The organism is Acidobacteriota bacterium, from assembly GCA_018268895.1.
Taxonomy (GTDB): domain Bacteria; phylum Acidobacteriota; class Terriglobia; order Terriglobales; family Acidobacteriaceae; genus Edaphobacter.
The window spans coordinates 973176-988197 of record JAFDVP010000007.1 but is presented as its reverse complement, the minus strand read 5'-3'; the positions used below and the strand labels follow the sequence as shown (position 1 = coordinate 988197).

The 15022-nt window shown below is 61.1% G+C and carries 16 protein-coding genes; 10 read left to right on the top strand and 6 right to left on the bottom strand.

Features of this window, described 5'->3' with window-relative positions; translation table 11 throughout:
• Positions 1 to 2: 2 nt before the first annotated feature.
• The 3 genes from JSS95_11805 to rlmB form a co-directional block, all read right to left on the bottom strand.
• Positions 3 to 1820 (bottom strand): hypothetical protein, encoded by a 1818-nt coding sequence (locus tag JSS95_11805; GenBank protein ID MBS1800497.1) that lies wholly within the window; start codon positions 1818 to 1820, stop codon positions 3 to 5.
• Between the two features lie 290 nt (positions 1821 to 2110).
• Positions 2111 to 4321: a hypothetical protein gene (locus tag JSS95_11800; GenBank protein MBS1800496.1), complete on the bottom strand. Its 2211-nt coding sequence runs from the start codon at positions 4319 to 4321 to the stop codon at positions 2111 to 2113.
• Positions 4321 to 5133: a 23S rRNA (guanosine(2251)-2'-O)-methyltransferase RlmB gene (rlmB, locus tag JSS95_11795; GenBank protein ID MBS1800495.1), complete on the bottom strand. Its 813-nt coding sequence runs from the start codon at positions 5131 to 5133 to the stop codon at positions 4321 to 4323. The genes JSS95_11800 and rlmB overlap by 1 nt, the downstream gene beginning before the upstream one ends.
• Before the next feature lie 107 nt (positions 5134 to 5240).
• Between rlmB and JSS95_11790 the strand changes: the two genes are divergently transcribed.
• The 6 genes from JSS95_11790 to JSS95_11765 all read left to right on the top strand — a co-directional run bounded on the left by JSS95_11790 (position 5241) and on the right by JSS95_11765 (position 10910).
• Positions 5241 to 5948, top strand: a complete 708-nt coding sequence (locus JSS95_11790) for an RNA polymerase sigma factor (protein MBS1800494.1) — start codon at positions 5241 to 5243, stop codon at positions 5946 to 5948.
• Positions 5945 to 6340 carry a hypothetical protein gene (locus JSS95_11785; protein MBS1800493.1) on the top strand — a complete coding sequence of 132 codons (396 nt, stop codon included), beginning with the start codon at positions 5945 to 5947 and terminating at the stop codon, positions 6338 to 6340. The genes JSS95_11790 and JSS95_11785 overlap by 4 nt, the downstream gene beginning before the upstream one ends.
• Entirely contained in the window at positions 6337 to 6888 is a 552-nt protein-coding gene (locus tag JSS95_11780; GenBank protein ID MBS1800492.1) for a PLDc N-terminal domain-containing protein, read from the top strand. The genes JSS95_11785 and JSS95_11780 overlap by 4 nt, the downstream gene beginning before the upstream one ends.
• An 84-nt stretch (positions 6889 to 6972) precedes the next feature.
• Complete coding sequence (locus JSS95_11775; GenBank protein ID MBS1800491.1) at positions 6973 to 7797, top strand: response regulator transcription factor; 825 nt, start codon at positions 6973 to 6975, stop codon at positions 7795 to 7797.
• Between the two features lie 98 nt (positions 7798 to 7895).
• Positions 7896 to 8222, top strand: coding sequence for a PadR family transcriptional regulator (locus JSS95_11770; protein ID MBS1800490.1), 327 nt, complete (start codon positions 7896 to 7898; stop codon positions 8220 to 8222).
• A gap of 24 nt (positions 8223 to 8246) precedes the next feature.
• The gene (locus tag JSS95_11765) at positions 8247 to 10910 is read left to right on the top strand and encodes an ABC transporter permease (GenBank protein MBS1800489.1); all 2664 of its coding nucleotides are present in this window, start codon (positions 8247 to 8249) and stop codon (positions 10908 to 10910) included.
• Between the two features lie 7 nt (positions 10911 to 10917).
• Here the strand turns inward: JSS95_11765 and JSS95_11760 are convergent, their stop codons facing one another.
• From JSS95_11760 to JSS95_11750, 3 genes are all read right to left on the bottom strand, one after another.
• On the bottom strand, positions 10918 to 11583 hold the full coding sequence (locus tag JSS95_11760) for a BON domain-containing protein (protein ID MBS1800488.1): 666 nt from the start codon (positions 11581 to 11583) through the stop codon (positions 10918 to 10920).
• Positions 11584 to 11695: 112 nt separating this feature from the next.
• Positions 11696 to 12166 carry a hypothetical protein gene (locus tag JSS95_11755; GenBank protein MBS1800487.1) on the bottom strand — a complete coding sequence of 157 codons (471 nt, stop codon included), beginning with the start codon at positions 12164 to 12166 and terminating at the stop codon, positions 11696 to 11698.
• Between the two features lie 14 nt (positions 12167 to 12180).
• Positions 12181 to 13065 (bottom strand): hypothetical protein, encoded by an 885-nt coding sequence (locus JSS95_11750; protein ID MBS1800486.1) that lies wholly within the window; start codon positions 13063 to 13065, stop codon positions 12181 to 12183.
• 134 nt (positions 13066 to 13199) lie between these two features.
• Between JSS95_11750 and JSS95_11745 the strand changes: the two genes are divergently transcribed.
• The 4 genes from JSS95_11745 (at position 13200) to JSS95_11730 (ending at position 15006) form a co-directional block, all read left to right on the top strand.
• Positions 13200 to 13490, top strand: a complete 291-nt coding sequence (locus tag JSS95_11745; protein ID MBS1800485.1) for a hypothetical protein — start codon at positions 13200 to 13202, stop codon at positions 13488 to 13490.
• A 144-nt stretch (positions 13491 to 13634) separates the two neighbouring features.
• Positions 13635 to 13979: a DUF2934 domain-containing protein gene (locus JSS95_11740; protein MBS1800484.1), complete on the top strand. Its 345-nt coding sequence runs from the start codon at positions 13635 to 13637 to the stop codon at positions 13977 to 13979.
• A gap of 93 nt (positions 13980 to 14072) precedes the next feature.
• Positions 14073 to 14459: an MliC family protein gene (locus tag JSS95_11735; GenBank protein ID MBS1800483.1), complete on the top strand. Its 387-nt coding sequence runs from the start codon at positions 14073 to 14075 to the stop codon at positions 14457 to 14459.
• A 103-nt stretch (positions 14460 to 14562) separates the two neighbouring features.
• Positions 14563 to 15006: a hypothetical protein gene (locus tag JSS95_11730; protein ID MBS1800482.1), complete on the top strand. Its 444-nt coding sequence runs from the start codon at positions 14563 to 14565 to the stop codon at positions 15004 to 15006.
• Positions 15007 to 15022 lie beyond the last annotated feature (16 nt).

The window sequence follows — 15022 nt, the reverse complement described above, 5'->3', positions numbered from 1 at the left end:
TCTCAACGAGGCGAATCTGGACGGTAAGCCTCTTTCTCTTTCTTGCCGCTGGGATCCAGCGGTTCGTCGTCTTCGTTGGGGGTCTGCGTTCTCTTCGGTAGAAGGAAGGGCTCTTTGAGTCCCTTTTCCGCTGCGGCGCGGGTGTCGGGCTGGGCGTCGCGGACTGCCAGCGCCGCCTTGTATTCCGCTAGCGCCTTGGGCCGCTCCGGATGCTCTACATCGGGGCGTTCCGGGTCGCGGGCAATGTCATACAGGCGGCCCATGTAGATGTGGGTCCAGGCCAGCGTTCGCGGGTCTTTGGCAACGGTCAGCGTCTTGTTGAAGTGCTCCATCGCCGCGCCGGGGTCGCCGCGCATCAGCTCGATGCGGCCAGCCAGGTAGTTGGCCTGCGCGTCGTTCGGATTGGCCTTCAGCGCCTCGTCGGCCATCTGCTCCGCCCCCGTGGCGTCGCCCTTGATGAGCTTCATCTCCGCCAGGTCCATCCCTTGCAGCACCCGGGGAGCGCGCTTCACAAAGTCGTTGCTTCCCTCGGGCAGAAAGTCGATGTGCTGTATGGCGCGCCGCTGGCTGTCGATGTCCATGCCGTAGACCATCGGGGCGATCTGCTCGCGCAGGCTCACGCCGTCCCTGGCCATCTCACCGATGTGGTCGAAGAAGTAGTTGGTGAGCACCCAGCCCTGCCGCATGTCCAGGTCCACCTGCTTGCGCCGGACGATCTCCGCCTCGTGCTCCCACGCCGACAGGTTGGCGTCGTAGCTGACGAGATCCGCGCGTTGGCGCACCTGGCTCGGCCTCTGTGGCTTCGGGACGCCCACATCCATCGTCTGCGCCTCAACCGCCTTGATCATGCACTCGGTAATCAGCGCTGCCGCATCCGACCGGTAGGCAAAGTCCAGCGGGGCATCCTGCACCGACTTCATCAGCGGCAGAAAGCGCTCCATCGCGCTGGCACGCGCATACACAAGCGGCTCAATCAAGTAGTGCAGATACGTGTGCCGTATCTGGTCCATGTGCACCTTGCCTTCGGCAGTAGGCGAGGTGACAACGATATAGTCGCTACCATAGATGCGGGCGTTGGTCGTCGAGGGAGCCAGCATCGGCTCCAGAAGCACCAGAAACCGGCGGCCGTCATAGCTCGAGACCGGCATCCGCAGATAGACGTTGGTGTCCAGGATCGCCTTGGTCATGGGATCGTGCACCAGCCGCACCAGTTCCTCGTACTCGGCGCGATGCTCCACCCACAGCGCATGAAGATTGACATCTTCCGCGAATGACCGCAGAAGCGGAAGGATATTGACGATCTGCGTCGAATCGGGAGGAAGCTCGTTCTCTCCCGCCGAAGGCGTGAGCTGCGGAGGCGGATTGAGATAGAGCGAGAGCGAGATGTACTGCGCCAGGTTCAGTCCGGGATCCGAGAGCGTGTGCTCGCGAACGTACTTGCACAGCGCATCGCGATGGTCCCGCGCCTCGGGCGTTCCTTTGGCCAGCGCCTCATTGATCTGCTCGCGCACCCTGCTGCGGACAGGCGCCGAGGCATCGAGATCCGCATCGTAGCCGCAGGCATTCAACGCAACGGCAAGATCGAAGAGCGGCTCGCTGGTCTCCAGAGTTACGGCGGCGCCACCGGCCTCTGGCTGCGCAACCCGCGGGCGGGCCGGAAGCGCCTGCCTGTTCTCCATCGTCGAGTCCGTTGCAGAGGACGGGTTGGAGCTGGAACTGGAGCTCGAAGACGACTGGCCCGTAGCCTGGGTGGTCAGACAAAGAGGCGCTGCCAGCGCCAGTGCGAGGGCCGTAAATGCCGATTTGCGGAGAAAGGACACGATATTTGACTCTTCCTGTGGAGTTTAGGAGAGCGATGGAGGTTGTAGCAACCCGTCCCACTGCCTACCGCGCTCTTTCGATAGAAGCCTTTTATTTTGTTGATAATAAAAGCATAGCCCATTTTCTCCACAACCCGACGATCTGTCATCACTACGCAGCTCTGTCATCATCACGCAAGAATCTGTCATAACCAGCCAACGAACTGTCATCACCCCCCAACAGTTGTCATCCTGAGCGAGCGCGAGTCGAAGGACCTGCATTTTCTTTTAGGGGTGCCTGCAAACTCCCCTCACTTCGCATCGTTCGCGGGCAAACTAAGCCGGAAGAGGTGCATGGGCGTTGTCGTCTCCGGGACCGTGCCGTCGTTGAGAATCACCTCCTGCGGTACACCCTCAAAGACGACCCGCGTGGACATCGTCGACTTCGGTGGCACACTCACCCGCACAGTCGAAGTCAGGCTGCCCGAACGCACCGTGACCGGAACGTCGGCGGTCACCGACCCGGCATTGTGCACCTCAACCGCGACCAGCCAGCTCGTGCCTTTGCCGCTGCGCGCGGACAGGTTGCGGGGGGTGACGCTCACGATCGAAAGATCGGCCAACCCGCGGTCGTGGTAGACCCAGTCGTCGAAGAGCAGCGAGAGGTCCTTGTGCGATGCCTGCTCCAATACCTGCTGGAACCCATGCGAATCTTCATGCCCGGTGTGTCGCACCTGGTCGCGGTAGGTCTTGAGAGCCTGTTTGAGGGCGGCATCGCCGACGATGGAGCGCAGCATCACCAGAACCGCAGCCGCCTTGGCCCGGTAGTAGACCTCGTCATGGGCATCGATCAGGCTCTGTCCCGGCTGGCCCGGCGGGGGAGTCTGGGACGAAGGAAGTACAGGCGCGCCGGATTCTCTTGACGTCAAGATATCCGGTTTGTCGCTGCTGGATGAGCTTGAAGACGAAGACGAGGAGTAGCTCTCCGGCGGGCCGGGAAGGATTCCCCGCAGCTTCGCCTGCAGGGCCTCCTGAAGGCTGCGTCCGGAATCTTCAGCGGCGCGGTCAGGAGGAGGGGTATCGGAGGCGGCTGCGTTCTGCCGTGCCGGTGCGATGGGCGCGTTCTCCGGCTCCATCAGGGTCAGCGGAGTGATGAGCTGGTGCAGCTCGGCCAGCATCTTGTCGCGGCCATCGACGGTCTCGCTGGCCACCAGCGACAGGAACTGCGGCACCCCCTCGTTCAGCCATGGCAGCGACGAGCGAAACCACGCATGGGTGAGGGAGTGGACCAGCGACGGCGCGATCTGGCGCGCATCTGTCAGCGTAAGAGGAAGAGCGAGGAAGGCATCGTCTTCGAAGGGTTGGCCAGGGTGATCGAGGAGCGTCAGCGGGGTAAGCGGCGCAGGCCCAAGCCAGTCCTGTAGCAGCGGCGCGACATTGTCGGCGGCGACCGCGTAAGGTGTTACTGCTTCAGGCCTCTCTGTAATCACGGAGAGAAGCTGGTTCTCCGTTGGCTTTGCGGCGTTCCATGTGACGAAGAGGCTGGGGGTACGAAAGCCGATGGGCGTAGCGGGAAACCCGGCGGTTGCGACACCGTGCGACTCGGCGACCAGCGCATTCGGCTCCTCGACGATGCGCTCGAGCGGAAGGCGCTGCCCATTGAGGAAGGCATCGGCGGGTGGCTCGCCTGCATAGTCGATGGACAGACGGACGCGCAACGTGGAGGCAGCCTGTTGGAGGCGCGACCGGCCGATGGCCTGAAAGAGCTTTGCGCCATCCCCCAGGAAGAGTGGGGGGGAACAGACCGGATACCAGAGAACGTTGCCGAAGCCGCGAAGCGCGATCGACTCCGGGGCGATCCGGTCCCAGTCGGCGCGTACAGCCTGGTCTGGCGGAGCGCCGATGCGGACAAGCCTCTGCCCCGAGGAAGGAACGTCGCCGGAGTAGAGCGCCGTCAGCGTCAACGTCTCCCCCGGTGCCAGGGGGAGGGGGAGGGCAACGACGGCCTCGCTGGCTCCGCCGGTGTGGTCGGCGTCAGTCGGGAGAGTGTGCTGCGTGAAGCCGAGGGGGGTGGGGGCACCGATGCTCTCGAAGCTCAGCGAAGAAGAGAGCTGAAGAACCAAACGCTTGAGGGGCTCCGGGGAGGTATTGCGGACGGTGAAACGCGCACGGGCGGCCAAGTGCGAGGTCGCCGGAGTTACGTGGAGGTCGAGGTCCCAGGCTGTGAACAGAAGAGCGGAACGCTCGGTCTCGGTGATGGATTCGATGGTGGTTTCAGGTGTTCGTGGCGGCTTCGCCGTGGCCTTCTGCTCTGTCTGTTGCGCGGCGTTATCTTCGTTGCGGTGAAAGAGTACCTGCCCTTGAGGCTGAGGAGAGGGTTCCACTGACGAAGGATTCTGTGAACCCACCTTAGTCTCGGGCCGGCTGTCGCCGTCCCGAGCCGAAGATGGGGCACCCGGCTGTTGGGCGAGAGAAGGTAGGACGAGGGCCAGCATGGTGATAAAGGTGGGAAAAGGTGTCATCAGATACTGCCCAGGCCCTTAGGTTTCTTCGCGGGCTTCGGGGCGGGTCTTTGTTGGACGGACGAGTTCTGGTTTTGGCCACGTCGCTGGCGCATGGCCTCGTACATGACGACAGCCCCGGCGACCGAGACGTTCAGCGATGAGACCTGTCCGGCCATGGGGATGCGGAGCAGGTGGTCGCAGGTCTTCTTGACCAGGTCATGCAGCCCTGCACCCTCCCGGCCCAGAACGAGGACGCAGTCGGTGGAGGCGAAGTCGAAGTCCGTGTAATCGGGGGTGCCACGCTCGTCGAGGCCGACCACCCAGACGTCGGCCTTCTTCATCTGCTCCAGCGAGCGGACGAGGTTGGTGACGCGAGCGATACGGACGTGCTCGGAGGCTCCGGCGGAAGTCTTTGCTACGGTGGCAGTTATGGGCGCGCTGCGGCGTTCGGGGAGGACAACGCCGTCGACTCCCGCGCCGTCGGCAGTACGGAGAAGGGCGCCAAGGTTGTGGGGATCCTCAACGCCGTCGAGGGCGAGGAAGAAGCGGCGTCCCGCTGGACCGGGGCCGGTCTCCAGCAGGTCTTCGAGGGTGAGGAACCGGCGCTCGCGCAGGAAGGCGACGACGCCCTGGTGCGCATCGGTTTTGGCAAGCCGGGTGAGCTGGTCGCGGGGTTCGAGCGAGACGCGGACGCCTGCGGCCCGGGCCAGGGAGGCAAGCTGCTCCAGCTTGCGATCGCTGCGTTCTCGGGACAGAGCAATGCGGTCGAGCCGTCCGGAGCCGGAGCGAAGTGCCTCTTCGACGGGGTGGAGGCCGTAAAGAACTTCCATCTGCCAAGTTTACCCGCTGAAAACGCTGGCGGCGGAGGTGTCCGAGACCATAAAATAACGGCATACGGGCAAACAGGGCTGAAAAGGAATTTGAGGTACGCAATTCCATGTCAGGACGAAGTTTTTTTGCGAGAAAGAGCGCGGACAGAGACTTTTTAGGCGGGGTTAGCGTCTCTACCTCTGTGAACGCCGCCTCCGCAACTCTTGCAGCCGCTCAGACCGCGACCTCGCATGACGAGAATGCAGCGGTTGCGCGTGGCCTGAAGCGCCAGGATCCCGAGCTTCTGGACCACCTGATCGAGCAGTATCAGCACCGCCTGCTGCGCTATCTGTTGTTCCTCACGGGCCGCCGCGACGTTGCCGAAGACCTCTTTCAGGAGACATGGATGCGCGTGCTGGCTCGTGGCGCGCAGTACAACGGCAAGGCCCGCTTCGATACCTGGCTGTTCACGATCGCGCGCAACCTGGTGATTGACCTTTCGCGCAAGCGCACGATGGCAAGTCTGGACGAGATGAATGAGCAGAACGAGGACGACCGCCCATTCGAGATCTCAGCCGATGGGCCGTCGCCGCTGGAGCAGTTCAAGACGAGGGAAGATTCGGCGGAGGTGGGCGAGGTCCTGCTGACGCTGGAGCCGTCGCACCGCGAGGTACTGGTACTGCGGTTCTATGAAGAACTTTCGCTGGAAGAGATTGCGACAATGACGCGGGCTCCCTTGTCGACGGTGAAGTCGCGGCTCTATCGCGGTCTCGCCTCGCTGAAGCCGGAGCTGGAAAAGTTGAGAAGTTATCGTCCCGCAGAGGCAAGAGGATGAACGACGTCTCCGAAAAGAGCCTTCTCGAAGGACGGATGAGGATTCCACTCGACCTGGACCTGGGGTCGATGAATGTGTCGGCGCATGCCACGATAGTGAACCGCACGCACCGGGTGGTGCGCGAGCGTGCCCATCAGATGTCGTCGCGCCGGAGCCGCATCCGCAGCCTGATGCTGCCGCTGACGATCAGCGCGGCGATGTTGCTGATCCTGGTGACGGCAGTGTGGAGCCTTCTCGATGGATATGATCTGACGCCTACCGGCATTGTCGACTCGAGCTATCAGTTCCTCATTCTGTTGCTCTGGTTTCTACCGGTCTCGGGAGTGTTGCTGGGCATGGTGTGGTTCACTCGGATGCGCGGCCGCCGCTCCGGAGGTGAGATGGCGAGATGAATCTGCCCTGGTCACAGAACGATCGCGGCGAGGCGCGCCGCGACCAGGCCGATGGTGAAGACCAGCTGAGCCTGATTCCGGCGTGGTCGGTGGTGCTTGCCATCGTCGTCTTCGTGTCGGTGCAGTATCTGTTCCATGGAGTCATGCCTCACCACAGACACGAGATGCTTCCCATGCGGTTGCTGATGAGCTACTCGTGGGGAACGGCCTTTGCCAGCTATGTTCTTCTGGTTGGATATGTAAGCCGCGATGTGAAGCGTCGCAGAATGCCGGCGGCGCTGTGGATGCTGATCGTGGTGCTGATGCCAGGTGGTATCGGCGCTGTGGTGTACTTCCTGCTGCGGCAGCCTCTGCTGCGTCCATGCCCTCATTGCAGAACCGAGGTTCCTTCAAGCTGCCACTTCTGCCCGCAGTGCCAGTTCCAGATGGCTCCGGTGTGTGGACGCTGCTACCGCGGCGTACAGATCACCGATGTCTACTGCACGCAGTGCGGCCACGACCTGGCCGAGGACAATGCTCCCGCGCGTCTGCGGGCGTATAGTGACTAGAAGCGGTTGTTCGTTGTCGGTTCTCCGTTGTCAGTTAACCAGAACCTCTGAGAACTGAGAACGGATAACTGAACACTCTTCCCGATGTCACTTACAGCACTGATCATCGACGACGAACCACTGGCACGGCAGGAGTTGCAGTATCTTCTGGAGCATGCCGGCGGGGTCGAGGTGCTTGCCCAGGGAACAAACGGGATTGAGGCCGTCGACCTGATCCGGACGCACAGGCCCGACGTGGTCTTTCTCGATGTGCAGATGCCCGGGCTGGATGGCTTCGGTGTGCTGAAGAAGCTGCTTGACCGCAAGGTCCCCATGCCGCAGGTGGTCTTCGCGACCGCATTCAACCAGTACGCTGTGCGTGCCTTTGAGGTGAACGCCGTCGACTATCTGCTGAAGCCGTTCGACCGCAAACGGGTGATGCAGACGATCGAGAAGGCGCAGGCGAGGCTTGTGTCGCAGGGCGAGGCGCTGTCGCCGGTAACGGGGGCCTCAGTGAATGAGGCGACGGCCAAACTCGACGCTTTGTTGAAGCTGGTGGAAGAACAGACGCAGGCTCCGGCGGCAAAGGCGACGACAGGCAAGGTGGTAGTGCGGGCGCAGAACCGCCTGCTGCTGGTGGACCAGAAAGAGATATGCTTCGCCTCCATTGAAGAAGGAACGATCACGGTGGTGACGCCGGCGGTGGAGGGCCACTCGAACTGCCGCACGATCGAGGAACTGCAAAGCCAGCTCGATGCGGAGATGTTCTGGCGGGCGCATCGCTCGTACCTGGTGAACATTCAGCACATCCGCGAGGTGGTGCCGTGGTTTAAGTCCAGCTACCAGATCAGGATGGACGACCCGAAGAAGACCGAGATCCCGGTGAGCCGGGCGCAGACCAAGCGGCTGCGCGAACTGTTCAATCTGTAAGGAAGAGATCCCCTGCAAGATTCTGTGGAACTGATTTGTGACGTCCCGCGTATTGATGCCTTGACTATCTACACAACATTTATGTAGATAGTCATAGTATGGGACGACCAAACGATCTTGTGCAGGGAACGCTGGGTCTGCTGATCCTCAAGACGATCTCGCTGGAGCCGAAGCATGGCTGGGCGATTGCGAAAAGGATCGAGCAGATCTCAAACGATGTGCTGCAGGTGCAGCAGGGCTCGCTGTATCCGGCGTTGCAGCGGCTGGAACAGCAGGGCTGGATTCGCTCGAAGTGGGGCGAGACGGAGACGGGACGGCAGGCGCGCTTCTACTCGCTGACGGCGGCGGGGCGCGCGCAGCTTGAGAAGGAGCGCGAGATGTGGACGCGACTCTCGGCGGCGATCGATCTGGTTGTGGAGAGTTAGCGCGAGGCAAACGGAGGTTTCGCGATGCGTTGGATGGACAGGTTGCAGAAGGCGTTGTCGACGCTCTTCCGTCGTGGCAGTGAGACGGCACGGCTCGATGAAGAGATGCGCTTCCACATGGAGCAGGAGATCGCGGATCGTATTGCTCGCGGGGTGTCGCCTGAGGAAGCGGGGCGCGCGGCCATGAGGCAGTTCGGCAACCCGGCGTTGCTGCGCGACGAGGCACGACGCGGATGGAGCTGGGGCTGGCTGGAGACGCTAGGGCGCGATCTACGATTTGGCACACGTGCGTTGATGCGGTCGCCGGGATTCACGATCACGGCGATAACGGTGATGGCGTTGTGCATTGGAGCGACGACATGTTTGTTCACGGTTGTGCGCTCCGTGCTGCTGGAGCCGCTGCCGTTCCATGATCCTGACAAGCTGGTGATGGTGTATGAGCACTGGCGTGCGAATACATCGGGCAATCCATACAACCCTGTTGCTCCTGGTGATTTTTATGAGTGGCACGAGCAGACGCATGGGTTCGCGGATATGGCTTCGTACCACTACTCAGGCTTAGCGGTGACGGGAGATCATGGCGAGATGCCAGAGCTGGTGGCGGCACAGAAGGGGACGTGGAATCTGTTTCCTTTGCTGGGAGTGTCGCCCGCGCTTGGGCGGAACTTTCGTGAAGACGAAGACCAGGTGGGCGATCACCATGTCGCCATCCTGACGTGGAGCTTTTTTCAGAGGCGCTTCGGCGGCGATCCCGCGATTATCGGAAAGACGATCCGGATGGCCGCAAGGCCTTACACGGTGGTTGGTGTGCTGCCGGAGTGGTTTGCATATCCCGATGCGCGAACGCAGGTGTGGGTCCCTTACTCGGACGGAGAGACATTCGAGCGCCTGCATGAGCACGACAACCATTATCCGTATGTCGTCGCGCGCATGAAGCCCGGCGTGAGTTTGAAGACGGCTACGGATGAGGTGAGCGCGCTGCAGTATCGGATGCACATGCAGTATGCGGGGAGCCCGGTGGCAGAGGATGCCATGTCGCGCCCGATGATCGACGATGTGGTGCAGGATGTGAAGACGCCGCTGCTGATGATGATGTCTGCGGTGGCGTGCATGCTGCTGATCGGATGCCTGAATGTATCGAACCTGCTTGTTGCGCGCGGAGCGGCGAGGCAGAAGGAGATGGCGATCCGTGGCGCTCTTGGGGCGGGCCGTTTTGCCTTGCTGCGCGAGCAGATGACGGAGACGGTGATTCTGTGCGGGTGTGGAGGGGTCATCGGCCTCTTACTGGCGCTGGCGGGCACTTCATGGCTGAAGGCGCACTGGCACGGCCTGCCTCGTGCCTCGGCCATTCACGTCGATCTGACGATCGTCCTGTTCACGTTTGGCATCGTGGGCCTGACTGCGATTCTGGCAGGCTTGCTGCCAGCGCTGTCTTCGACGCAGCGAGGAGTTTTGGAGGGGCTGAAAGATTCTTCGCGCGGCGCTGGAGTGGGTCTGTCGCGGGCGCGGCTGCGCAAGACGCTGCTGAGCGTCGAGATCGCGCTGACGGTCGTGCTGCTGCTCTCAGCGGGGTTGTTGCTGAAGAGCTTTGTTCAGTTGCGCACGACGGACCTGGGTATCTCGGGCGATCATCTACTGACACTGCGATACAACCTGCCCAAAGAGATCTATACCAAGCCGGAGCAGAGCGTGGCGTTCTCTCAGTCGCTTCTGGAGCGGGTGAGGCGCATTCCTGGTGTGCAGTCGGCGGGGCTGGGCTCGACGGTGCCGGGTGGGGGATATGACGGCGACCAGGTCTTTATCATTCCGGAGCGGCCGAACTACGAGTCGAATAAACAACCCGATGCGATGATCCGATATGCCGATCCAGGCTACTTTTCTACGCTTGGAATCCCGCTGGTTGCGGGAAGGGTCTTCAACGAACATGACCGGCTCGATCAATCCAAGAAGGTCGTCATCACGCAGGAGCTGGCGAAACGGTACTATCCGGGCGAGAACGTGATTGGACGCACGATCGTGTTCGGCACGGACATTACGAATAAGAAGCGGACCTACGAGATTGTCGGCGTTGTTGGCGACACGTTGTGGCGTGTGGGGCAGCGGACCAAGGCCACGGCGTATTTTCCGGTGCTTTCTGGAGACACGGGCTACAGAGCGACGCTGGTTGTTCGCACCTCCGGCGACCCATTGAGCTACGCAATTCCTGTCCAGAAGGAGATTGCTGCGCTCGATCCCCAGTTGCCGGTTGTCGATGTGCTGACGATCCCGCAGATCATTGGCGAGTCGACGGTGAACCAGAGCCTCTCCGCATCGCTGGTGCTGATCTTTGCGGGGCTCTCGCTGCTGCTGGCCGGTGTGGGATTGTACGGAGTTCTGTCGTATGTCGTTACGCAGCGGATCCCTGAGATTGGCATCCGCATTGCGCTTGGAGCGCAGCGAGGACAGGTGCTTGGTCTGGTGCTGCGCGATGGGCTGCGGCCCGTGGTGCTTGGACTTGTTGTGGGGATCGGCGGAGGCGTTGGGGTCGGGTATGTGATCCGTTCGCTGCTGTACCAGACAAAGCCCCTGGACCCGATGGTCTTTGCCGTGATGGCTGCTCTGCTGCTGGCGGTGGCTGCGCTTGCATGCGCAGCGCCAGCATGGCGGGCCTCAAGCGTTGACCCGATGCAGGCGCTGCGGACAGAGTGAGTGGGTCCTATTTTGGTGCGCTGCCGGGAGTGGAACCCTGGACGACGAGGTCGTTGTCGACGCCAAAGACGCCCGGCGCCCCATTGGCCTGGATGTATGCGATCGACGCATCACTCTGGTTGAGGACGACTCCATAGAGGGTGACGTGGCCGTTGTTCACGATGATGTGGATGGCGTGATAACCGATGGGAGGATTCTGCGTAATGCCGCCGGCCATCATGCCGAAGCTGCGTCCGCCCGGCCCCAGCGCGCGCGCGAGCGAACCCTGATTCGCGTTGTATTTGCGCAGCGCTGCCTGCGTATAGATGCGGTTGTAGACCGAGGCGCGAATGCGATCGTCGAAGTTGGACAGAGGCAGCACCTGAATCTCGTTCTCGACCTTTGCGACACCCGCGATATTTTTAACGGCATTGGCAGCATCGTCCTTAAGCGTCGGGCGCGAGGCATAGCCCTTCAGCACGAGGGTTTTTCCGTGCACGCCGAAGGTGATCCAGTCGAAGACGGAGTAGTTGACCAGTCCGCCCAGCTTCTTCTGAACATCGTGGACGATGCGTGTCGTGTCCTCCTGCGACCATGTCGGATCGGGTTGCTGTGCGAAGGCGGCGGGAGCGCCGACAGACAAGGTCAGGGTAAGTAAGGCAACTGCAAATCGCGGGCCAGCGAAACGAGCCATAAACTATCCTCCTGCAGATTTAAGAAGATTTCTCGATTCAAAAACATACTCGATACAACGAGTTGCGTCCAGCGAGAAACCTGGAAGTTGATAAAACTTTTACAACCCGTCCTTAGAACATGGCCGCTATGTTCAGCACCTTCGTAATTGCCGAGATGACGCTGGCGGCCGTCGTGACATTTCTGGTGATGTTGTTGATGTCGCCCTGAATTTTTTTCAGGGCTTCGTTGGAGTGCTTGATTTTGGGAATGAGCGCGAGATACAGGGCGGTGTTCGCCTGGAGCTTCGCAATGTTCAGGTCGGTCAGTATGTCGTAGATGGCATCGCGGGCCCCCTGAACGGTGTCCTTTGATTGCAGGTCCGATGCCTCCCAATATGCGCGGCCAAGCGTGTCGTAGAGGGCCTGATAGGTTGCGATCGCATCGGGCGTTGCAAGGGCTGGCGGGACCGTTGTTGCTGTTTGATCCGTTGGCGGAGCGGCTGGCGCGGAAGTCTGCACGGGCGCAGGCGTTGCAGCGATCTCTACCCTGGCAGATGCCAGGGGTAGAGCGCCTGGTTTCGTCTTTGATTTGGAGGGGGACATGGTTTCTCCAGTTCTTATTTGACGGGCAGCGAATAGTAATAACGAGAGAGGCGGCGGGCCGCGGCATGGAGATCGGCGAGCCTTGCGTTGAGCGACGGAGCATCCTTTGTGGTGGCTGCCGCAGCCAACGCATGATGGGCCAATGCGAGTTGTTTTACGGAATCGGCGAGATCGGCCAGCATGTCGTCGGTGGCCTGTTTGCTGGCGAGGATCTGCGGGAGCTTCTGAATCTCAGCGCGGCGGTCTATCGGAGAGAGGGCAGTGCCGGCGTGGCGAATAAAGGAGTCCTGCTGGGCGAGAAGCTGTTCGTAGTCGTGTCCCGACTGGTCGCGCAGAGTGTCGATGTCGCTGGTGAGTAAGTTGCAGATGGCCGCGACGCTGGGGTCCATCTCCTGAATGACCTTCGGCACGGAGGACTTGATCTTGCGCGCCGCAAGAAATTCACCGAGCGCCTTAAGCGCCGTGCTGGCGGCGTTTGCCTGCTGCGGCGAGATGTCGATGCCCACGGGCGTCGATTCCGAGACGGCGGTCCCCATCTTGACGAGGTTGGCTCCCGCGGCTGTCGCAGCATCGTCGAGTTGAGTGGAGGAGACGCCGCTGGCAAGGTCGGCGATGGTCTGCGCGTAGGTGCGGAGACCGTCTAGGACCTCGGCGCGGGCTTTGAGGCCTTCGGGGGCGATCAGGTGCTTCAACTGGTGGGGATCGAGCGGCTGCGCGGAGTCGTATCGAGCGACCAGCATGGAGGCCTGCGCCTGGTCATTGAGGCGCACGGCAGCGCGGTAGGCGTCTTCCGAGTTGTCGACGACGAGGCCGGTGGCGCTGGAAAAATCAGCCGTGTGCCGTGCCAGCGGCGAAAGAGAGCAGCCGGCCAGAAGGAGCACGCAGATCGAGGAGATCAAAGGGGCCCCAAATACCGGGTTACGCATAGTTGAGAGGAAAAATCGCCGGCTGCGCTTTTGTCAAGGCGCAAAGGTCGCGGTTTTGCGAAGATGCAGAGAGCGGGCGATGTGCTCGGCTGTTCGGAGGTACAGAATTGGGACGTCTAGTGGCAAGGGCCTTGATGTATCTTGCAATCGCGGTTGCAGCGGTATGGGCCGCGGACTGGCTGGTATGGCAGGGACGGGCGATCGCCGGCAGGGGCTACGGATCGATATCGGTCGACCGGATTGTGGTGGCTCCGCTGAAGGGTAACAAGGAGGAGTACTATCCCGATGGCAAGGTAGTCATCCGATGCACCCGCTCGCTGCTGCCGGAAGGGCTGCCGCAGGCGGGAGGACGGCCGTGCTGGTGGGTGGAACGGAGTCCAGTTGAGTTTGATCGATAGGGAGTGGCTACAATGCGGATCTCGCATCGCAGAAGCAGACCTGTCGCGTAGAACAGGCATCGGAGATAAATAGAGAGTGTTGAACCCGCTCTAAACTAATAGAGACACCGCCGGGCGGCGGCTAACCCATGCCAGGAGATAGCAATGAGCATCGACAAGGAGAAGAAGCCAGTCAAGACAGCGGCGAAGCCGAAGAAAGCGGCGGCAAAGGCGCCTGCGGCAAAAGCGGAAAAACCGAAGGCCGCTGCAAAGACGAAGGCCACTGCAAAGACAAAGACGGCTGCGACATCTACGACGAAGGCAGCTCCAAAGGCGGTGAAGGCAGAGGCAAGGTCTGCGGTGGCTGAGCCCCTCCAGGTGAAGCATCGTCCTACGCATGAGCAGATTGCACATGTCGCCTATGGCTACTTTCTCCAACGGCATGGGCAGCATGGTCATCATGAAGAGGATTGGCACAGGGCCGAGCAGGAGCTTCTACGGCTACTTTAGATGAGTTGGCCATATGGAGTCAGAGCCCGGCAGACGCCGGACTTTTCGCTATGGCATGATTTCTACGCCGCTTAAGGATGAGAGGACAAGCAGATGAACCGAAGATGCCGCTCTGTTGTGCCTGGAGTCGCAGTACTGGCCCTGAGTCTTTCTGCTGCCGCAAGCGACCTGACGCTGCATCTCGACGGCGGGCAGAAGTTTACTCGAATTGCCGCGAAGGTTCAGTGCGACGCCAACGGGGTGAAGATGGGCCTCCCCGCGCAGACCTTCACGGTCGAATACCTCAACAGCGCGGTCAACCATCTGGCAATCGTTCCGGTGAAGGGCAACTCGAAGATATTTGTGACCGTGCCATCGGCCGACGGGGCGAAGTATGCGGCCGAACAACTTACATGGTGGGATGCAGGTGGACGCGGGACGACATTTTCGTCGGATTTTCCGGGACCGAAGATGTCGTCTTCGTGCCATCAGGTCAGATGACACGTGCGGCTGTCTGTTTTCGTAAAGCGCTTCACCCGCAACCTGCATCAAACCGGATATGACTAGAAGCGGAAGATCTCCCCACCTTCGATCACTTGCACGCATCGCTCTTCCTGCGAGTTTGTTTGCTATCACCAGTGTTGCAATTGCGCAGGGACCTCCAGGACGCGACCCTTACAACCCGCCTCCGGGACACGGCGGTGTGCCTCCGGGGCAGGCGAAGAAGTATGACCGCGACAGGCATGATGACCGTGACAGGCATGATGATTGGCGATTCCGCGACGATGATCGCGGAAGGTTCTACTCGCACTACCGCAAAGATGCCGATCGTTGGCGCGGCCGCAAGCGCCCGGTATTTGTGCGGGGACAGGCGATTCCGAACGGCTATTATGTGCGCCCGGTGCCTCAATCTTACTGGCAGGGAGCGCCGCCTCCGCCTCCCAACTACCAGTATGGGTACTATGACGGCTACGTTGTGGCTTACAACCCGACGACGCGGATCATCGCGGACGTATTGGATCTTGTAACTGCAGCAGCGACACGCTAAACCACACGCAAATCGA